The sequence below is a fragment of the Pseudomonas sp. FW305-25 genome, from assembly GCF_017351415.1.
Lineage (GTDB): Bacteria > Pseudomonadota > Gammaproteobacteria > Pseudomonadales > Pseudomonadaceae > Aquipseudomonas > Aquipseudomonas chlororaphis.
On sequence record NZ_JACNDE010000015.1, the window covers coordinates 45,680 to 64,069 of the forward strand.

The 18,390-nt window shown below is 64.5% G+C and carries 18 protein-coding genes; 8 read left to right on the forward strand and 10 right to left on the reverse strand.

Going from position 1 to position 18,390, the window contains the following annotated elements; translation table 11 throughout:
• Window positions 1–145: 145 nt before the first annotated feature.
• Both J4E58_RS16200 and J4E58_RS16205 read left to right on the forward strand, forming a co-directional pair.
• Entirely contained in the window at window positions 146–556 is a 411-nt protein-coding gene (locus J4E58_RS16200; RefSeq protein WP_087088129.1) for a hypothetical protein, read from the forward strand.
• A 218-nt stretch (window positions 557–774) separates the two neighbouring features.
• Window positions 775–1,182: a response regulator gene (locus J4E58_RS16205; protein WP_087088127.1), complete on the forward strand. Its 408-nt coding sequence runs from the start codon at window positions 775–777 to the stop codon at window positions 1,180–1,182.
• Between the two features lie 95 nt (window positions 1,183–1,277).
• Here the strand turns inward: J4E58_RS16205 and J4E58_RS16210 are convergent, their stop codons facing one another.
• Complete coding sequence (locus J4E58_RS16210) at window positions 1,278–2,147, reverse strand: oxaloacetate decarboxylase (RefSeq protein WP_009043268.1); 870 nt, start codon at window positions 2,145–2,147, stop codon at window positions 1,278–1,280.
• Between the two features lie 504 nt (window positions 2,148–2,651).
• Here J4E58_RS16210 and J4E58_RS16215 point away from each other — a divergent pair.
• Window positions 2,652–3,191, forward strand: a complete 540-nt coding sequence (locus J4E58_RS16215) for a DUF4174 domain-containing protein (protein WP_087088125.1) — start codon at window positions 2,652–2,654, stop codon at window positions 3,189–3,191.
• A gap of 140 nt (window positions 3,192–3,331) precedes the next feature.
• On the opposite strand, the gene J4E58_RS16220 is transcribed toward J4E58_RS16215, so the two are convergent.
• Entirely contained in the window at window positions 3,332–4,555 is a 1,224-nt protein-coding gene (locus J4E58_RS16220; protein WP_087088123.1) for an acetylornithine transaminase, read from the reverse strand.
• 101 nt (window positions 4,556–4,656) lie between these two features.
• Here J4E58_RS16220 and J4E58_RS16225 point away from each other — a divergent pair, with 101 nt between their 5' ends.
• Window positions 4,657–5,559, forward strand: coding sequence for a LysR family transcriptional regulator (locus J4E58_RS16225; RefSeq protein ID WP_007924992.1), 903 nt, complete (start codon window positions 4,657–4,659; stop codon window positions 5,557–5,559).
• Between the two features lie 75 nt (window positions 5,560–5,634).
• On the opposite strand, the gene J4E58_RS16230 is transcribed toward J4E58_RS16225, so the two are convergent.
• The 4 genes from J4E58_RS16230 to J4E58_RS16245 all read right to left on the reverse strand — a co-directional run bounded on the left by J4E58_RS16230 (window position 5,635) and on the right by J4E58_RS16245 (window position 9,459).
• Window positions 5,635–7,473 carry an NAD(P)/FAD-dependent oxidoreductase gene (locus tag J4E58_RS16230; RefSeq protein ID WP_087088121.1) on the reverse strand — a complete coding sequence of 613 codons (1,839 nt, stop codon included), beginning with the start codon at window positions 7,471–7,473 and terminating at the stop codon, window positions 5,635–5,637.
• Between the two features lie 213 nt (window positions 7,474–7,686).
• Window positions 7,687–8,196 (reverse strand): NUDIX hydrolase, encoded by a 510-nt coding sequence (locus J4E58_RS16235; RefSeq protein ID WP_087088119.1) that lies wholly within the window; start codon window positions 8,194–8,196, stop codon window positions 7,687–7,689.
• A gap of 8 nt (window positions 8,197–8,204) precedes the next feature.
• A complete protein-coding gene (locus tag J4E58_RS16240; RefSeq protein WP_087088117.1) occupies window positions 8,205–8,912 on the reverse strand; it encodes an NUDIX hydrolase in 708 nt (235 codons plus the stop codon).
• 1 nt (window position 8,913) lies between these two features.
• The gene (locus tag J4E58_RS16245) at window positions 8,914–9,459 is read right to left on the reverse strand and encodes an adenylyltransferase/cytidyltransferase family protein (protein ID WP_087088115.1); all 546 of its coding nucleotides are present in this window, start codon (window positions 9,457–9,459) and stop codon (window positions 8,914–8,916) included.
• A gap of 183 nt (window positions 9,460–9,642) precedes the next feature.
• On the opposite strand from J4E58_RS16245, the gene J4E58_RS16250 reads away from it, so the two are divergent.
• From J4E58_RS16250 to nadE, 3 genes are read left to right on the forward strand one after another with little or no spacing between them, the layout of a single operon-like run.
• A complete protein-coding gene (locus tag J4E58_RS16250; RefSeq protein ID WP_087088114.1) occupies window positions 9,643–10,290 on the forward strand; it encodes a nicotinamidase in 648 nt (215 codons plus the stop codon).
• 9 nt (window positions 10,291–10,299) lie between these two features.
• A complete protein-coding gene (pncB, locus tag J4E58_RS16255) occupies window positions 10,300–11,529 on the forward strand; it encodes a nicotinate phosphoribosyltransferase (protein WP_087088111.1) in 1,230 nt (409 codons plus the stop codon).
• 1 nt (window position 11,530) lies between these two features.
• Entirely contained in the window at window positions 11,531–12,358 is an 828-nt protein-coding gene (nadE, locus tag J4E58_RS16260) for an ammonia-dependent NAD(+) synthetase (RefSeq protein WP_087088109.1), read from the forward strand.
• A gap of 174 nt (window positions 12,359–12,532) precedes the next feature.
• On the opposite strand, the gene J4E58_RS16265 is transcribed toward nadE, so the two are convergent.
• From J4E58_RS16265 to J4E58_RS16280, 4 genes are all read right to left on the reverse strand, one after another.
• Window positions 12,533–13,846 carry an FAD-binding oxidoreductase gene (locus tag J4E58_RS16265; RefSeq protein ID WP_087088107.1) on the reverse strand — a complete coding sequence of 438 codons (1,314 nt, stop codon included), beginning with the start codon at window positions 13,844–13,846 and terminating at the stop codon, window positions 12,533–12,535.
• Window positions 13,847–13,903: 57 nt separating this feature from the next.
• Entirely contained in the window at window positions 13,904–15,268 is a 1,365-nt protein-coding gene (locus tag J4E58_RS16270) for a glutamine synthetase family protein (protein ID WP_087088105.1), read from the reverse strand.
• A gap of 480 nt (window positions 15,269–15,748) precedes the next feature.
• Window positions 15,749–16,408, reverse strand: coding sequence for an isoprenylcysteine carboxylmethyltransferase family protein (locus J4E58_RS16275; protein ID WP_087088103.1), 660 nt, complete (start codon window positions 16,406–16,408; stop codon window positions 15,749–15,751).
• Window positions 16,409–16,549: 141 nt separating this feature from the next.
• A complete protein-coding gene (locus J4E58_RS16280; RefSeq protein ID WP_053260645.1) occupies window positions 16,550–17,452 on the reverse strand; it encodes a LysR family transcriptional regulator in 903 nt (300 codons plus the stop codon).
• A gap of 176 nt (window positions 17,453–17,628) precedes the next feature.
• Between J4E58_RS16280 and J4E58_RS16285 the strand changes: the two genes are divergently transcribed.
• Complete coding sequence (locus J4E58_RS16285) at window positions 17,629–18,273, forward strand: hydrolase (RefSeq protein WP_087088101.1); 645 nt, start codon at window positions 17,629–17,631, stop codon at window positions 18,271–18,273.
• Window positions 18,274–18,390: the final 117 nt, after the last annotated feature.

Consider the following 18,390-nt stretch of genomic DNA (forward strand, 5'->3'; position numbering starts at 1 on the left):
CGTGCGGCGCGTCCGCCACGCTACTTTCTCACAGCTGGTGGTCCGAAGCGAAAGCGGCGTGCATCGCCCTTGGCTATGCTCAGCCCAGTTACCCATAGGGCTGGGGAGCGCAACCCCAGGCCAACAGCATCGGACGGCGGCAACCATGAGCATTCCTTCACAGATCCGCCCCATCGAGGTACCAGCCAACCAGTCCTGTATCACCAGTGAGTTCGAAATCGAAGCCGGGCATCGCTACCGCTTCCTGGTGGAAGGCCTGTGGGCCGATGCCTCGGACCCGCCGACCAAGCCCGAGGGCGTGGCGCACCCAGGCGGCATCCGCGAGGGCTTCGGCTGGGCCAAGCGCTTGCCCGAAGCGGCCTGGATGGCGCTGCTGGTACGGACCAAGGGCCTGGCGGGCCAGTCGCCCTGGCGCCTGCTCGGGCGCGGCGACGGCGTCTGGTCGGACCTGCCGCCGGGGCGCCTGCAGTTCTGCGCCAACGACGTGCCCGGCTTCTACCGGAACAACTCAGGGAAGATGGACGTCAGGGTGATCGATGTCACCCGGGGTGGCTAGCGGGGCTCTTGGCGGGTGCGCAGAGCGGCTTTGGGGCAGGTGTGGGAGCAAGGCGCCTCTGGCGGTGATCCCGCTGCCGCCGGCGCAACCGGCGGTGCGTGCGCGGTCTTGCCCAGCACCTCGGCAGGCCGAGTGAATTTATCGGCCAGGCGCTGCTCATAACTCTAAATGGCGTAATCGCGCCAGGGTTGTGTACGTAGTCAGGGAGCGGCATCCACATGAGCCCAGTTTCATCTGTCAATCCAGGCCAGCCTTGTCGTCTGCTGTTAGTGGTCGAGGACGAGCCGATGATCCTGGAGTTCCTCTGCGAGATCCTGCAGGACGAGGGCTTCGCCACCCAGGCCATGCCTCGCGCGGATGAGGCGCTGCAGTTCCTGGAAAGCCACCCGGACCAGGTGCGTCTGCTGCTGACCGATATCAATATGCCGGGCACCTTGAACGGCGCGGGCCTGGCCAATCGGGTGCGCGAGTGCTGGCCGGAAATGCCGGTGCTGGTGATGTCCGGTTATGAGACGCCGCAGAGTTCCGGCATCCGCTATCCGGTGTCGTTCATCCGCAAACCCTGGACCATCGGGCAGATCCTCGGCAGTGTCGACGAGGCGTTGAACAAGGCGGGGAATAGGTAGTTGGGCGGGGCGCTGGCGAGATGAGGAGCGAAGCGGCTTTCGACCACCCAGGACCTTGGGTCCTCGGTGATCGCAAGGGAGGGTGAGCTAGCGGCTCACTCTTTGACGCTCATGAACTCTTTGGCCCAGACGATGTACTCCTCGGGCTGGGTGTAGGTGTGGGCCAGCTCGGTGGCGCTGAGGTCCGAGGCCTGGGTGAAGATCTGCCGCTGTTCGCGCAGGCAGTCGTAGGTGGCCTTGATCGCCGCGAAGTACGCCGCGTGGCCGTCGACGATGATCTTCGCGCCCAGTTGCGCCAGGCGCGCATCGTCGCGCAGCGCCGGGTTGCCGTAGGTCACCAGCATCAAGGGGACCGACAGGTGCTCGGAGATCTGCTCCAGCTGCTCGAAATCCTTGATCCCGACCATGCAGATGCCGTCGGCGCCGGCGCGCTCGTATTGCTGGGTGCGGCTGATGATTTCCTGGATCGGCAGGATCGCCGCGTTGGTCCGGGCGATGATCGCCAGTTCCGGGTCGACCCGTGCTTCCAGGGCCGCGCGGATCTTGCCCACGCCTTCGGCGACCGAGATCAGGTCGGTGGACTTGCGCCCGAACTGGGCCGGCAGCAGGGTGTCTTCGATGGTCAGGGCGGCGACGCCGGCGCGCTCCAGTTCGACCACGGTGCGCATCACGTTGAGGGCGTTGCCGTAGCCATGGTCGGCGTCGGCGATCACCGGCAGCTGGGCGACGCGGCCGATGCGGGTGGCCTGCTCGGCGAATTCGCTCAGGGTGATCAGGGCGAAGTCAGGCGCGGCCAGTACCTGCAGCGAGGCGACGGAGCCGCCGAGAATGCCCACTTCGAACCCCAGGTCGGCGGCGATCCGCGCCGACATCGGGTCGAATACGGAGGCGGTGTGAAAGCAGGAGTCTGAAGCGATCAACTCGCGAAAACTACGGCGTAAATCTTGATGAGACAGCCTGGACATACGAACTCCCGGAAGGAGGTAAAAGAGATGCCGACGATAGCGTCGAGTCAAAAATGCAATCGGTCGTCCAGCGCGCCTGTGTAGAAGGGGCGCTGCGAAAACCTGGGCAGATGAAGACGAAGCAAGCAGGTGTGAAACGGCGGGTGACGCCGCACCGGATGGAAAAAGCCAGGCGGGCGCTCTTGTTATGGCCGGGATGAAGGCTATCACGCCGCCGCGGCGAAAATGATGACGAATTCGTATGGGCCCATGCCAGAACGGCATAGGCCATGCCGGTTGTCATGGGCGCCAAGGCGGGTCGACCATGCCGAACAAGAAGGTTCGGTTATCACTGGCATTTATGGGAGCGTCGATCTGTAGCGGCGAGGACGAGAGTACGCAGCGCTTGTCGCAACGCCTCGAGCCAGGGGAAAGGCTCAATAAAATGTCAGAATTTGAGTCCGGGTCTGGACCTTTTCCCCTGATGCGCAATCATTAGGACGTGGATACCCAAAGGAGAGACGCATGTTCATTCGGTCATTGACCCTCGCAACGCTGCTCGCTGTCGTCGGCCCCGCAATGGCGGCCGACAACGAAGGCCCTCTGGCCCAGGATCAGGGCAAGGTGCGCCCACTGATCGTCATCGCTCCCAGCACCGTGGACCCAACCCTGGTGGCGCTGAAGAAGTCCCTCGACGAGCCGGCCAACCGCCAGGCCTTCAGCGAACGCAACATGGTGCTCTACACGGTGATCAACACCATCGGCCAACGCGACGGCAAGGACCTGGACCCGCAATCGACCATGGCGTTGATCCGCAGCCTGAAGCTCGGCGCCGGGGCGCAGACCAAGGTGATCCTGGTGGGCAAGGACGGTGAGAAGAAGCTCGAGCATTCCGGGGCCATCGAACTCAAGGAAGTCTTCAGCACCATCGACCAACTGCCGGCCGCGGAAAAGGAAGCCACCGCGCCGGCATTGGCGCCGGTCTCGGAAGTCAAGGCGGCCCACGCCGGCAAGGCCGCCAAATCGGGCAAGCCTGCGGCACCACCCAAGCCGCTGGACGACTGAGCCTGGCCGTCACCGTTTCCTGATAGCGCATCGCGGGCAAGCTCGCTCCTGCAGAAACATACAGGCTCCTGTAGGAGCGAGCTTGCTCGCGATGGCGTTCTAACTCACCTCGCCTGACCTCGCTGACCATCAGGCATCGGTCACGACACTGCCAGCATTTCTGCCTCTTTTGCTGCACCGCCATCACCTTCAGCGCTTTGCAGCGTCCGGCTGACCCCGCGCACGATCATCTCGACTTCCCGTTCATCGATGATCAGCGCTGGCAGCAGGCGGATGGTGGTGCCCCGGGTCACGTTGATCAGCAGTCCGTGATCCTGCGCCGCCCGTAGCGCCAGCTCGCGCTGCGGGGCTTTGAGTTCGATGCCGATCATCAAGCCCAGGCCGCGCACCTGCAGGACCTGCGGGTGATCCGCCAACTCCACCCGCAAGCGCTGCAACAGGTGCTCGCCCTGGCGCCTGGCGTTGGCCAGCAGGCCTTGTTCCTCGATGATCTCCAGCACCGTGCAGGCCACCCGGCAGGCCAGCGGGTTGCCGCCGAAGGTGCTGCCGTGGCTGCCGGGGGTGAACAGCTGCGCGGCCTTGCCCCGGGCCAGGCAGGCGCCGATGGGGAGGCCGTTGCCCAGGCCCTTGGCCAGGGTCATCACATCCGGGACCACACCCTCGTGCTGGCAGGCGAACCACTGGCCGGTGCGGCCGATACCGGTCTGGATCTCGTCGAGCATCAGCAGCCAGTTGCGCCGGCTGCACAGCTCGCGCACGGCCTTCAGGTAACCGGGCGGGGCCAGGCGGATACCGCTTTCGCCCTGGATCGGCTCCATCAGCACCGCGGCGATACGCGGGCCGTGGGCCTGCGCGGCTTGCTCCAGGGCGGCCAGGTCGCCGAAGGGCAGCTTGAGAAAATCCCCCGGCAGCGAGTTCAGGCCCAGGCGCACCGCCGGCCCGTCGCTGGCCGCCAGGGTGCCCAGGGTACGGCCGTGGAAGGCGTTCTCCATGACAATCACCAGCGGCCGCTCGATACCTTTGTGCCAGCCGTGCAGCCGCGCCAGCTTCAGCGCGGTCTCGTTGGCTTCGGCGCCGGAGTTGTTGAAGAACGCCCGGTCCATGCCAGCCAGTTGGGTCAGCCGCTGCGCCAGCCGCTGTTGCCAGTCGATGCTGTACAGGTTGGAGGTGTGCAGCAGCAGGCCGGCCTGTTCGCGGATGACGCTGACCAGTTTGGGATGGGAATGGCCGATGCCTGTCACCGCCACACCGGCCACCGCGTCCAGGTATTCGCGGCCGGCCTGGTCCCAGAGGCGGGTGCCCAGGCCGTGGGTGAAGCTCAGGGGCAGCGGTTGATAGGTGCTCATCAGGCAGGTGGCGGTCATGACGGGTCGCTCCATCGAGTGGGGTGTGCTGGCAGTATCGTTAGCCACCTGAGCTAGATAAACTCGTCAATTCTTTAATCATCTTCAAGTCAGGGTTGATAATGGATCTGTTCCAGGCGATGACGGTGTACGTGAAGGTGGTGGAGGCGGGAAACATGACCGCCGCCGCCCGTGAGTGCGGCCTGTCCACCACCATGGTCGGCAATCACCTGCGGGCCCTGGAGCAGCGCCTCGGGGTCAGCCTGCTCAGCCGCACCACAAGGCGCCAGCGCCTGACCGAGTTCGGCGCCGAGTATTACCAGCGTTGCCTGGCGGTGCTGGGGCTGGTGGCGGACTCCGAGCGCATGGCGGAACAGGTCCAGGGCGAGCCGTCCGGCACCCTGCGCATCACCGCGCCGCTGACCTTCGGCACCGAGCGCCTGGCACCGGCGCTGAGCGAATTCCAGCAGCGCTGCCCGCAGGTCAAGGTGGAACTGACCCTGGCCAACCAGCGCTTCGATTTGATCGATGGCGCCTTCGACGTGGCTTTTCGCCTGGGCAACCTGGACACCACGTCGCTGATCGCCCGGCCCCTGGAGGACTACACCCTGACCATCTGCGCCGCGCCGGACTACCTGGAGCGCTGCGGTACGCCGCAAGTCCCGGAGGACCTGCAACACCACAACTGCCTGGCGTTCGCCTATCCGGCCGGTGACGAGTGGAGCTCCACCGCCACTCAATGGCCGTTAAGTGGGCCCGAGGGGGACGTACTGATCCCGGTGTCCGGTTCACTGCTGACCAACACTTCGTCCGGCCTGCACCGCGCGGCGCGGGGTGGCCTGGGGGTGGTGATGATGCCCGATGCCCTGGTGGAGGAAGATCTGCAACAGGGGCGGCTGGTGCCTGTGTTGCAGGACTATCAATTGCCCTTGCGAGCGATGCACCTGCTGTACGCCCAGGACCGTTACCGCCTGCCCAAGCTGCGCAGCTTCGTCGAATTCGCCTTGGAGAAATGGGGGCGCTAAGCAGCGCCAGGTCATGAAACAAAGACCCCGCCGTACCGGTCTGGCAGCGACGGGGTCGGGTTCACGCAGGTTCGGTCAAGCCAGTTCGACAGGCTTCAGGCTGTCCCAGGACTCCACCGGCCCCGGATTGTTTGGTTGGCTGCCGCCGCCAAAGCAGACCGCCAGTTTGTTCAGCGCATTGATCGCGGTGGTGACCGCGCCTTCGGCCCAGCCGGCGGTCCAGGACACATCGTCGCCGGCCAGGATGAAGCGATCGGGATTGTCCGTGCCGATGCCGCTCATGAATTGGGAAAAGATCCTGCGCTGATATTCGTACTGCCCTGGCAGGTTCATTTTGAAGGCGCCCAGGTACAGCGGCTGGTCTTCCCAGTTGTGTTCCACGAACGCATCGACCGTGCTGTATTGCTCGTTGAGCTTGATATCCGGGTAGAGGTTGGCCAGCAGGTTGGTGCACAGATCGACATGCTGCGGCAGCGGCGCGGGGCGGTCGCCGAGGAACTTCAGGGCGTCGTCGTTCCAGGTGTAGGACAGGAAGATCCCGCTGCCCTTGTATTTGCCCTTGCTGGCCGAGTAGTCCACCAGGTAGGTGCCGCGGGTCAGGCGGTCGGAGAGGGTGATGCTCATCTTGCGTTGCTCACCCTCTGCCACCGGGTCGTTCCAGAACGGGCGCTGGGTGGCGGCGAAAATCTTCGCCGACTGCATGTAGTGGGTGTACATGATGGCTTCCCAGGTATCGATGGGCAGCAGGCTGTCCATGGCGGGAAGGCTTTGCGGGTTTCCCGAGTAGCGCAGTTTGTCGAGGATCCGCACATGCGGGGTGTAGATGACGCTGGGGAAGTCGCACTGCTGGGTCTGCCGGGTGCGGGTGTCGGTAATGGAGACGCGGAAGGAGCCGTCCTGCTGGCGTTCGATGTGTCGCACCTCCTGGTGGAACGGGTCGGCGAATACCTCGCGCGACAGCGCTTCGACCGTGGTGTCCGCGCCCCAGTGCAGCATCGCGTCCCCCAGCTCTTTCGGGGTCTTCGACCAAAGCCGTTGCGGCAGGCTGGAGGAGCCGTCGAACATCAGTTGGTGGTCGGCATCCAGGCCGGTGTACAGCACGCGCAGCAGTTCGAGGATGCTGTTCGGGTAGTCGGTGTTCCAGCCGCCGGTGCCGAAGCCGATCTGGCCGAACAGGTCGATATCGGCCTTGCTCCAGCCGGAGTTTTCCAGGAGCGCGGCGTAGAAGCTGACATCGTCGCCACTGGTGCCGGTCGCGGGGTTGACGATGGCATTCCACAGCTTCTTGATCGTCTGTTGACTGATGGAGCCTTCGGTCATCGCCTTTTCCATGGCGGTGAAATCGTAGGTTTCCAGGAAGTTATCGAAAAACTGGTTTTCCAGGTCGGTGTATTCCGGTGGTTTTTCAAAGCACGGGCGGCCGTCAACTTCGTAGTAGACTTTTTTCCCGCGGTAATCGACCACGGTGCTGAACGCCGCGGCGGTGCCCGGGTTGGGAAAGTCCGCCGAGTTGTCGGTCATGCCGACTTTTTTGAAGTAGTGGAACAGCGCCTTGCCGGACACCGGAAAACGCATCGCGCCCAGTTCGCAGAGCACCTGGTCGCCCGGGTTTTCGGGGTCGCCCTGGAGCTTGGAGTAGAGCCGCCCGCCGATGCGCTCCGAGGCTTCGACCACCACCGGGTGCAGGCCCATGCGCATGGCCTCATAGGCGGCGACCAGGCCGGCGACGCCAGCCCCGACGATCAACACTTTCTGCCCATAGTTCGCCGGGTCTACCTGGCAGGGGGGAAGCTTTCGATTAGCCGCGCTCTGCAAATACTTGGCGTAGTGAAAGGGGAAGTCCGGAATCAGCGCGGTGACGTCCTTGTTCATGCGCAGGGGAGAGCGGTTGGTTCTTGAAGGAATCGCAGACATGGGGTTTCTCCTTGAAAGTCATTTCCATGTGTTTCCACTTGCTCGATGGCTCTAAATCAATAGTCGCCAGAGGTCCAAGCCTAGAACAGATTCCGGGATGCATAGGGTCGGGCGGGGGTTGTGCCTGCGCGGGGCAGCAGCGCGAGAGCGTGAGAGGAGAATTTGATGCCCGATGCCCTGGTGTCGGAGGACCCGCAGCAGGGCTGGCTGGCTTTAGGCCGACTCGCTGGCCAGCAGCATCATCGCCGCCGACAAGGTGTGGCCGTCGGTGATCCGGCCGGTGGCAATCATCGTCATCAATTCCTGGCGACTGACCCACAGCAGATGGTCCACTTCACCATCGGTGGCGGCGGCCTGTTGCTCGGCAATCTGCACCTGACACACCGCCACCGCGCTGGCGATCAGCGACGTATTGCTGTGCAGCAGGCCCAGTTCGCGAACGTGCGACGCCTGCCAGCCGGTTTCCTCCAGCAATTCGCGGGCCGCGGCGTCAACGGCACTTTCCCCGGCATCGATGGCGCCGCGGGGAAACTCGATGGACGGGCCGCCGATGGCCCGCCGCTTGAGGTTGACCAGCATCAGCCGGCCATCGGCCAGGGTCGGCACGGCCACCACGCCGTTCACCGCCCGGGGTTCCTTGATGATGAAGTAGCCCTGCTCACGGACCACCTTGAAATACGGGGTTTCCAGCAGGCACTGGTGGTTGTCGGCGATGGAACTCATGGGGGGTATCACTCCAGAAAACAGCGATCGAACAGGTACAGCTCGGCGGGCTTGAGATTTTCCATTGTGGCTTGCGGCCGACCGCCGTCGCCGCTTTTCTTGCGTCCGGTTTCGCGCAGGTAACCGGCTTCGCTCATCTTCAACAGGCGCTGACGGATGCTGGTCTTGAGCACTGGCCGTTGCAGCACCAGGGAGAAGATGCTCACCGCTTCGGGGGCGCTGAACTCGCTGCCGAGAAACATCAACGGCAGGCTGCTGTACAGGGATTTGGAAAACAGCCGCTCGTGCACCTGGGCCACCAGGCTGTTGTGGTCGAAGGGCAGCTTGAAGCTGCCGCTGGCCACGTCGCCGAGGGTAAAGAAACCCTGCTGCGGGCCGGGCTCCACCGGCTCGCTGACGATCCCCAGGTAGAAGGTCGAGGACGACCAGCAGCGCGGGTCGCGAAAGGCGTCGCCGACCGTCCCCACCTGCTCCAGCCAGGCCAGGGGCATGTCCACCTTGCTGGAGCGCCGCAGCCGCTGCACCGCATCATTCAGGCTGCGGTCCTCGACATCGCCGTTGACCACGATGCCCGGCAGGGCCCAGTGCCCGGCGAAGGGCTCGCTGTCGCGTTGATGGAGGAGGATTTCCAGCTCGGAGCGTTCGCGGTTATAGCGCAGCAGGCACAGGTCGATGGTGTGCAGGTAGGCGCTGGGGGAGAGGGGGCGATCGGGCATATCAACTTCCGTGGACGGCGTAGAGGCCGTAGTTTAGCGGATTCATGCCCGGTGCCAGCCATTGGCTTGGCGGGGTTTCGCCGCGGGCCAGGCATTGGCGCAATACGCTGCTGCGCACCCCCGGTTGTTCTTCGATCCGCAGGATGGAAAAGCGCTGCAGCAACTCCTCGCCGCGATGGAATCCGGGCAACTGGCGCGCCACGTCTTCACCCACCACCAAGGCAATGCGCTTGCCGTCCAGAGCCAGGTCGTCCGCCAGCCGTTGCAGCAGGGTGTAGCTGTAGACCGGGGCGGGATCGGCCAGGCCCAGTTGCTGCTCCAGGCGGCTCACTGCCAGTTCGGCGGGGCACTCGGGTTGCAGATGCCGGGTGATGGCCTGCAACCAGTTCACCCGTTGCTCGAAGTCGGCCATGCGCTTGCCGTCCGGATGGCGAAAGCTGGGGGCCACCAGCACGCGCCGGGCGTGGCGGGCGGCTTCAAGCATGACCCGGGCGTGACCGGCGTGGGGCGGGTTGAAGGCACCGCCATAGAGGGCCAGTTCAAACATCTGCATCTCCTGATTTGGTACATGACGTGTACCTTATCATTGCTTGTGTGCGCAGGGAATTGGCATGCCATGCACTATTTGTATTGTTTGATTTGGATCGCTGAAATAAAAACAGAGTCAAAGGGGGTTGTCATGAAAGTACATGACATGTACTTTGTGTTCCATGCAAAGGAGAGAACCAGCATGAACAGCCAAACGATGAAGACCGCTTCCTTCGATGTCGATGCACAAAAGAGCTTTACCCCGCTGTGCCCGGACGAGCTGCCCGTGGCCGAGGGCGACCGCATCGGTGGCGAGCTGAACTTCATGGCGACCCTGGCCAGCCTGCGCATCGGCAGCAAGGACGCCCACAGCCCCCAGGCCCCCTGGGTGGTGAACGAGCCCGGGCAGATGCTCCAGCCCACCGGCCTGGAGCATGCCGACCTGACCTGGGTCAGCCACTGCGTACCGGGCACCGAAGGGTTCGCCCTGCTGGACGAATTGCCGACGCCCTATGACTACGACTACTTCGTGTGGAAGGGCGTGGAGCCGGACCTGCACCCCTACGGCGCCTGCTACCACGACCTGCACGGCAAGCTGTCCACCGGGGTCATCGAGTACCTCGCCAGCCAGGGTGTGCAACGGGTCATCGTCGGCGGCCTGGCCCTGGATTTCTGCGTCAAGACCACCGCCCTGCAACTGGCCGCCGCCGGCTTCAAGGTGATCATCCATCTGCCGGCATGCCGCGCCATCAGCGCAGAGGGCGCCACCCAGGCGATCGACGAGATGCAACAAGCGGGTATCACGGTGGCCGCGACCCGCGAAGAAACCGCCAGATTGGCCAGTGCCTGAGGGGTCACCATGGAAAGTGCATTTGACCGTAACAATGGCGTGATCCAGGGCCTGCTGGACACCGACTACTACACCTTCACCATGATGCAGGCGGTGCTGCACCAGCACCCCAATGTCGATGTGGAATACCAGTTCATCGTCCGCTCCAGAGAGTCCCTGGTGCATCTGATCCCGGAGATCCGCCAGGAACTGGAAAAGCTCGCCAGCCTGCAGATGCGCGAAGGCGAACAGCGCTTTCTGTTCAACAAGCGTTTTCGCGAGTACCTGACCCCGGACTTCGAGCAGTTTCTCGGCCTGTTCCGTTTCAACCTGCGCTACATCCACGTGGCGGCGGTCGATGGCCAACTGAGCATTCGCGTCCGTGGCCCGATGTTGCACTGCATCATGTTCGAACAGCCGGTGCTGGCCATGGTCAGTGAGTTGCGCAACCGCGACAGGTATCCGGAGGTGGAGCTTGCGGACGTTACCCGCCGGCTCTATCAGAAGTTCGAATGGCTGGAGAAAAACGCCAGCCGCGAAGAACTCGCCGGGCTGCGGGTGTCGGACTTCTCTACGCGTCGGCGTCTGTCGTTCAAGGTCCAGCGCGAGGTGGTGAAGATCATGCGCAGCGACTTCCCCGGGGTCTTCGTCGGCACCAGCAACGCCCACCTGGCCTATGAGTTCGACCTGCCGCTGATCGGCACCATGGCCCACCAGTGGCTGATGGTGCACCAGCAACTGGGACGGCTGCGGGAGAGCCAGAACGCGGCCCTGGAAAACTGGGTGCGCGAATACCGCGGACGCCTGGGCATTGCCCTGACCGACTGCATCAGCACGGACTTCTTCCTCAAGGACTTCGACCTGTACTTCGCCAAGCTCTACGACGGCCTGCGCCAGGATTCCGGGGACCCGATTGCCTGGGCCGACAAGGTCCTGGCGCGCTACCGGGAACTGGGCATCGATCCACGGACCAAGGACCTGATGTTCTCCGACGGCCTGAACTTCGAGAAATGCCTGCCGATCCTGCGTCACGTGCGTGGCCAGGCCCGGTTCGGTTTCGGCATGGGCACCAGCCTGGCCTGCGATGTCGAAGACGTCGAGCCGCTGAGCATTGTGATGAAGCTGGTGCGAGTGCATGGCGAACCGGTGGTGAAGTTCTCCGATGACCCGATCAAGAACGTCTGCGAAGACCCGTCGTTCCTCAGGTACGCGGCGCAGGTGTTCAACGTCAACCTCAGTAACTCGCCCCTGGAGGCCTGATATGAGCAGCCAAACCCAAGAACGAATTGCCCGGGAGCTGGGCATCGATCGGCAACTGGCGCGTGGAGACGAAGCCGCGGAAATCGTCCGGCGCGTGGCTTTCATCCAGCAGGTGTTGCGCGAGTCCGGCGGCAAGGCCCTGGTGCTGGGCATCAGCGGCGGCGTCGATTCCCTGACCGCCGGCCGCCTGTGCCAGCTGGCGGTGGAGCAGATGCGCGGGGCAGGGCACGACACCCGTTTTATCGCCATGCGCCTGCCCTATAAAAGCCAGGCTGACGAAAGCGATGCCCAGGCCTCCCTGGACTTTATCCGCCCGGACTCGGTCAGCACCTGCAACATTGCCGACAGCGTCGACGGTCTGATGAGCCAAGTGCGGATCGATGGCTTGCGGCCGTCGGCCGAACTGACCGACTTCGCCAAGAGCAACGTCAAGGCGCGGGCGCGGATGCTGGCGCAGTATGCGGTCGCCAACTTCAGCAACGGCCTGGTGGTGGGAACCGACCACGGTGCCGAGGCCCTGATGGGGTTTTTCACCAAATACGGCGACGGTGCCTGCGACCTGGCTCCGCTGTCGGGCCTGACCAAGACCCAGGTGCGCGCGCTGGCCGAGGCGCTTGGCGCTCCCGGGCACCTGGTGCACAAGGCCCCCACGGCGGACCTTGAAGAACTGGCGCCGGGCAAGCTGGACGAAACGGCTTATGGCTGCAGCTACGCCGAGATCGACGCCTACCTGATGGGCGAGCCGGTGTCCGATGCCGTGCGCCATCTGATCGAAACCGCCTACCACCGCACCGCCCACAAACGCGCCTTGCCGCGCACCCCTGCCTGACCCGCCTTGGCTTGCCGGCGATGGCGATCTCAAGGATGCCATCGCGAGCAAGCTTCGTTCCTACGGGAGGGTCGCGGATTGCTTCTGTAGGAGCCAAGCTTGCCGGCGATAGCGGTCTCAAGGGCGCTATCGCGAGCAAGCTTCGCTCCTACGGATACGAGGAGGGCTGGGGCCTTAGCGCAACCGTTCGAGCATCTGGTAGTACCACATGCCCGCCGCCAGCATCGGGTTGCCCAGCTGGTCGCCGAAGGGCACGCGGATGTGCCGGCAGGCGGCGAAGGTGTCGTAGTGCTCGAGGTGCCCGGTGATGGCCTGGGCCATGATCTCGCCCATGATGTGGCTGGTGGCGATGCCGTGGCCGGAGTAGCCCTGGCAATACCAGACGTTGTCCGAGAGCTTGCCCAGCTGCGGGATGCGGTTGATCACGATGCCCATGGCGCAGCTCCACTGGAAGTCGATGGCCACGCCCTTGAGCGCCGGGAAGGTGCGTTCGATGCAGGGGCGCAGTTCGCCAGCGATGTCCCGCGAATCCTTGCCGCTGTAGTTGGCGCCGCCGCCGAACAGCAGGCGGCCGTCGGCGGTCATGCGGTAATAGTCGAGCACGAAGCGGCAGTCGTAGACCGCCAGGTCCTGGGGGTTGAGGCGCTTGGCCAGGTCGCCCAGGGGCGCGGTGGTGACGATGCCGCCCATGGCCGGGAAGATCTTGCCCTTGAGCTGTTTGGGCTCCAGCTTGTGGTACACGTCGCCGGCCAGCAGCACCTGCTTGGCGTCGATGCGGCCCTGGGCGATGATCACCGCCGGGCGCTCGCCGTGGACAATCTGCAGCACTTCGCTGTGTTCGAAGATCAGCGCGCCGAGGCTTTCGGCGGCGCGGGCTTCGCCGATGCACAGGTTCAGCGGATGCAGGTGCAGGTTGCGGGTGTTCTTGATCGCGCCGTGGTACAGCTGGCTTTCCAGCACCTCGCGCACCTGTTGCCGGTCCAGCAGGCTGACCTCGTCGCCCATGCCGCGGCGCACCGCTTCTTCGTAGTCGGCGCGCAGGCCGGCGAGGTGGCTGGGCTTGTAGGCGGCGTGCAGGTGGCCGTGCTTGAGGTCGCAGGCGATGGCGTATTTGTCCACGCGCTGGCGAATGATCTGGTGCCCGCGCCAGCGCAACTGCCAGATGAAATCGTCGACTTCGTCGCCCAGGGTGCGGCGCATCTGCTTGCGCATGGCCTCGTCGCCGGACAGGCTGCCGGTGACCTGGCCGCCGTTGCGCCCGGTGGCGCCCCAGCCGATCTTGTGGCTCTCGACTATGGCCACTTTCAGGCCTTTTTCCGCCAGTTCCACGGCGCTGGCGACGCCGGTGAAACCGCCGCCGATGATCACCACGTCGACCTGATGGGTGCCTTGCAGGGGCGGGTAATGGGTTTCCTGATTCAGGGTGGCGCTGTAATACGAAGGGCAGCGTTCGGCTGCCGGTGTGACCGGATTGAGTGCGGCTGTCATGGGCTGTTCTCGAATTTTTGTTGGGGCCGGGCCGGCGCCGTGACGCCGGCCAGCGCGTCACGCCTGGGTCAGGTACCAGCGCCAGTCCTGCTCGCCGACTTCGGCCATGAACTGGCGGTATTCGGCGCGCTTGACCGCCAGGTAGACCCCGAGGAATTCGCTGCCCAGGGCGTCGAGGGCCCAGGTGGAATTTTCCAGGGCGGTCAGCGAGGTCAGCCAGTCGGTGGGCAGCAGTTCGCTGGCCTGGGCATAGCCGTTGCCTTGCACCGGATCGCCCGGATCGAGTTGTTCGCGCAGGCCGCGATGGACCCCGGCGAGGATCGCAGCCGCAGCCAGGTAGGGGTTGGCGTCGGCGCCGCAGATGCGGTGCTCGATATGCCGGCTGTTGGCCGGGCCACCCGGCACCCGCAGGCTCACGGTACGGTTGTCGACGCCCCAGGTCGGCGCCAGCGGCGCGTAGCTGTTGGCCTGGAAGCGGCGGTAGGAGTTGGCGTTGGGGCAGAACAGCAGCAGCGAGTCGAGCAACGACGCGAGCATGCCGCCCACCGCCTGGCGCAGCAGCGGGGTGCCGGCCGGGTCTTCGGTGGCGAACAGGTTGTGGCCCTCGGCGTCGGCGATGCTCACGTGCATGTGCATACCGGTGCCCGCCAGGTCATCGAAGGGCTTGGCCATGAAGGTCGCCTGCATTCCGTGCCGGTGGGCCACCGCCTTGACCAGGCGCTTGTAGCGTACCGCCTGGTCCATGGCCTCCAGGGCGTCGCCGTGTTCCAGGGTGATTTCCACCTGGCCCGGGGCGTATTCGGAGATCGCCGTGCGCGCCGGGATGCCTTGCAGTTTGCAGGCGGCGTAGAGGTCGGCGAGGAAGGGTTCGATCTGTTCCAGCTCGCGCAGGCCATAGACCTGGGTGTGCCGTGGCCGGCCGCCGTCGGCGTCCAGTGCCGGTTGCGGGCGGCCGCTGCTGTCGCGCTTGGCATCCAGCAGGTAGAACTCCAGCTCGCAGGCCATCACCGGGTAATAACCCTCGGCCTTGAGTTGGTCGATGACCTTGATCAGCAGGTGGCGCGGGTCGGCGATGCTGGCGGGCAGGCCTTCCTGCGGGTGCATGCTGACCTGCACCGCGGCGGTGGGGATCTGCCGCCACGGCAGGCGCACCAGGCTGCCGGCCAGGGGGTAGGCGCGGCAGTCGATATCGCCGACGTCCCAGACCAGTCCGGAGTTTTCCACGTCGTCGCCCTGCAGGGTCAGGCCGAGGATGGTGCTGGGCAGTGGCCGGCCGCTTTCATAGACCGCCAGCAGTTCCTCGCGGTGCAACAGCTTGCCGCGCGGCACGCCGTTGGCGTCGAGGATGAACAGCTCGATCATGTCGATATCGGGGTTGGCGGCCAGGAAGCTACGGGCCTCGTCAAGGGCTGCAAATTTCATGGTTCTCTCGCTTGCGCCATGGCGGCGCGCAGGTTCGGTTCATGCAGCGGCGCCGGCAGGGCCCGGTTGCAATGGCAGATAGCAAGGCGGCAAGGCTCGACGCGCAGAGGGGCGCGTTCAGAGCGAAAGCAAGAGGTCCGGAGGGCGCGAGGAATGACGCAGGCGGGAGCGGCACAGGGCCATGGGCAGGTTGACCAGCAGTTTCATCGCCGGGACCTGGGGTTGCCGTGGAGATCGCCGTGGGTGCGTTGCGTTGTTGCCGTTCCAATGCCGATGCCGAAGCGGCTGCACGGGGCAGCAGCGCGGGTCTGGCAGAGCGGGCGGCAACACAAGGCGTTCATCGGCCGGCGGATCTCGTCAAGAATTCACGGACATTTCGTGCAAGTGAGGCTCACCGTTTTACCGGGACTGGTCCTCGCTGCCAAGGGGCGCGTCACAAAATATTTAACACCACCCCCGGCAACACGGCGGAAAAAATCCTCAGTAAACCCACGGCACCAGGCGCCAGGTGTAGGCGCAGTAAGTGTCGTATTGCTTGCCGAATTCTTTGCGCAGCAAGGCTTCTTCGGCGTGGATGCGGGCAATCAGCGGGATCAGCATCAAGGCGGTCAGCAGCAGGCCGACCCCGGAGCGGAAGGCCAGGGCCCAGCCCACGCAATTGATCAGCAGCCCCAGGTAACTCGGGTTGCGCAGGGTGCCGTAGATACCAGTGGTCACCAACTGGTGGCCGGGCTGGATCGCCACCAGGCCACTGAAGCGCTTGCCCAGCACGAACACCGGCCACAGCCGCAATATGCCGCCGCCGATAAAGAACACCACGCCGAACCAGCGCACGTCGGCACTACCAAAGGTCCAGAAATGCAGGCGGTCGGTGTAGGCGGGGAGAAAGGCCAGCAACAGTCCGAGAATGCCGAAGGCGACGAGGACCCAGCGGTTTTCCCGGTCTTCCTGTTTGCCGGGGCTCAGGTTGCCTTCGCTGAACTGGGCAACAAAGGCCATGGCCAGCAGGGACAGGGTGATGACCCACAGCGCCGGGTGGGAGAAGAACGCCACCGGTCCGCCCATGCCGAGGATGGCCAGGCCGAGGTAGGCGAGGGTAGCGATCAGGCTGAGCGCCGCGAGTTGGGGAGAGTTACGCATGATGGCCCCTCACGAATGCCGAGGTGTATGCCTTCAGTGTAGGTCCATCGCCGCCACATCCCGCGCCGCCCGGCCTCTGTAGGAGCGAGGCTTGCCCGCGAAGCACTGTGGCTGATGCACTGCGTCGTTTGCATCGCGTGCCTACGGCAGCACGGGCGCTTTGTCGGCCAGTTGGGCGACCAGGAACTCGATAAAGGCCCGGGTCTTCTGCGGCACGCGCCGGGCGGACGGGTACACCGCGTGGATGCTGATCGGCGGCGCCTGCCATTCGCACAGCACGGGCACCAGGCGGCCGGCGGCCAGGGCGTCGGCGACGATGAAGTCGGGCAGCAGGGCGATGCCCATGCCGGCCTCGGCAGCCTGGGCCAGCAGGTCGCCGTTGTTGGCGTGCAGCGGGCCGGTGACGTGGACGCGCTGGGTGTCCTTGCCGTTGCTCAACTGCAGGCTGACCCCGCTTTGCAGGTAGCCGTAGTTCAGGCACTGGTGGGCGGTCAGGTCGCGGGGCGTCTGCGGGGTGCCGGCGCGCTTCAGGTAATCCGGCGAGGCCACCATGATCCGCGGGGCCGGGGCCAGCAGCTTGGCGACCATCGACGAGTCGGCCAGGCTGGCGATGCGGATGGTCACATCGAAACCGCCGCGCACCGGGTCCACTTGCTGGTCGCTGAGCACCAGCTGCAATTCGATGTTCGGGTGCTGCTCATGAAACAGCGGCACCAGCGGCCCGAGACGACGCAGGCCGAAGGACATCGGCGCGTTGACCCGTAGCACCCCGCGCAATTCGCCGATGCCGTCCCGCGCCCGCTGTTCGGCCTCGTCCACGGCGGCCAGGACTTCCCGCGCCGACTCGTAGTACTCGGCGCCGGCTTCGGTCAGGTGCAGGCTGCGGGTGGTGCGGTGCAGCAACTGCACGCCGATGGCTTCCTCCAGCGCCTGGATCTGTTTGCTGACTTTCGAGCGCGGCACGTCCATGGCCCGGGCTGCGGCGGCGAATCCGTTGGCATCGACCGTGACGACAAACGCGCGCATGCATTCGATGCGATCCATGACTGTCCCTTTTTTGGAATCAATGATTCTCGATTTTAGGGAATTGTTGCTTTTTATTCCAACCCCTAAATTAGCCATCAAGCCGGCCGCACAGCCTCCCGCAGCGGAACCCGCGCCGAGCTCCCGAATTGTGCAACTCAACGCTTGAACCCACTCGACAGCAAAAGGAACGCGCCATGTCTATCCGTGAACTGCTCAACCCAACCAATTCCGCCCTGATCCTGATCGACCACCAGCCGCAGATGTCCTTCGGCGTGCAGTCGATCGACCGCCAGACCCTGAAGAACAACACCGTGGGCCTGGCCAAGGCGGCGAAGATCTTCAATGTGCCGACCATTTTCACTTCGGTGGAAACCGAGAGTTTCAGCGGCTACATCTGGCCGGAACTGCTCAGCGTGTTCCCCGACCACCAGCCGATCGAGCGCACCTCGATGAACTCCTGGGAAGACAAGAAACTGGTGGACGCGGTGAAGGCCACCGGCCGCAAGAAACTGATCATGGCCGCGCTGTGGACCGAGGTCTGCCTGAACTTCCCGGCCCTGGAAGCCCTGGCCGAAGGCTACGAGGTGTACATCGTCACCGACGCTTCCGGCGGCACCACCCAGGAAGCCCATGACATGTCGGTGCAGCGCATGATCCAGGCCGGCGCGGTGCCGGTAACCTGGCAGCAAGTGCTGCTCGAATTCCAGCGCGACTGGGCGCACAAGGAAACCTACGACGCGGTGATGGACCTGGTGCGCGAGCACAGCGGCGCCTACGGCATGGGCGTGGACTACGCCTACACCATGGTGCACAAGGCGCCGCAGCGGCAGGTCAAGTAAGGCTGCCGCCAAGGGTAACGCGGTTTAGCAGAAACACCGCGTCATCCAACTAACTGGCAAGTTGCAATAAAAAAGGGACGCTCTTATTGGAGCGTCCCTTTTTATTTAATGGATCAA

What these genes read in the sequence shown, in the direction of transcription:
- J4E58_RS16285 (WP_087088101.1), top strand. Translation starts at nt 17,629, where the DNA reads ATGTCTATCCGTGAACTGCTCAACCCAACCAATTCCGCCCTGATCCTG.
- J4E58_RS16220 (WP_087088123.1), bottom strand. Translation starts at nt 4,555, where the DNA reads ATGACCGCCACCTGCCTGATGAGCACCTATCAACCGCTGCCCCTGAGC.
- J4E58_RS16250 (WP_087088114.1), top strand. Translation starts at nt 9,643, where the DNA reads ATGAACAGCCAAACGATGAAGACCGCTTCCTTCGATGTCGATGCACAA.
- J4E58_RS16275 (WP_087088103.1), bottom strand. Translation starts at nt 16,408, where the DNA reads ATGCGTAACTCTCCCCAACTCGCGGCGCTCAGCCTGATCGCTACCCTC.
- J4E58_RS16245 (WP_087088115.1), bottom strand. Translation starts at nt 9,459, where the DNA reads ATGTTTGAACTGGCCCTCTATGGCGGTGCCTTCAACCCGCCCCACGCC.
- J4E58_RS16280 (WP_053260645.1), bottom strand. Translation starts at nt 17,452, where the DNA reads ATGGATCGCATCGAATGCATGCGCGCGTTTGTCGTCACGGTCGATGCC.
- pncB (WP_087088111.1), top strand. Translation starts at nt 10,300, where the DNA reads ATGGAAAGTGCATTTGACCGTAACAATGGCGTGATCCAGGGCCTGCTG.
- J4E58_RS16240 (WP_087088117.1), bottom strand. Translation starts at nt 8,912, where the DNA reads ATGCCCGATCGCCCCCTCTCCCCCAGCGCCTACCTGCACACCATCGAC.
- J4E58_RS16270 (WP_087088105.1), bottom strand. Translation starts at nt 15,268, where the DNA reads ATGAAATTTGCAGCCCTTGACGAGGCCCGTAGCTTCCTGGCCGCCAAC.
- J4E58_RS16230 (WP_087088121.1), bottom strand. Translation starts at nt 7,473, where the DNA reads ATGTCTGCGATTCCTTCAAGAACCAACCGCTCTCCCCTGCGCATGAAC.
- J4E58_RS16265 (WP_087088107.1), bottom strand. Translation starts at nt 13,846, where the DNA reads ATGACAGCCGCACTCAATCCGGTCACACCGGCAGCCGAACGCTGCCCT.
- J4E58_RS16205 (WP_087088127.1), top strand. Translation starts at nt 775, where the DNA reads ATGAGCCCAGTTTCATCTGTCAATCCAGGCCAGCCTTGTCGTCTGCTG.
- nadE (WP_087088109.1), top strand. Translation starts at nt 11,531, where the DNA reads ATGAGCAGCCAAACCCAAGAACGAATTGCCCGGGAGCTGGGCATCGAT.
- J4E58_RS16215 (WP_087088125.1), top strand. Translation starts at nt 2,652, where the DNA reads ATGTTCATTCGGTCATTGACCCTCGCAACGCTGCTCGCTGTCGTCGGC.
- J4E58_RS16210 (WP_009043268.1), bottom strand. Translation starts at nt 2,147, where the DNA reads ATGTCCAGGCTGTCTCATCAAGATTTACGCCGTAGTTTTCGCGAGTTG.
- J4E58_RS16235 (WP_087088119.1), bottom strand. Translation starts at nt 8,196, where the DNA reads ATGAGTTCCATCGCCGACAACCACCAGTGCCTGCTGGAAACCCCGTAT.
- J4E58_RS16225 (WP_007924992.1), top strand. Translation starts at nt 4,657, where the DNA reads ATGGATCTGTTCCAGGCGATGACGGTGTACGTGAAGGTGGTGGAGGCG.
- J4E58_RS16200 (WP_087088129.1), top strand. Translation starts at nt 146, where the DNA reads ATGAGCATTCCTTCACAGATCCGCCCCATCGAGGTACCAGCCAACCAG.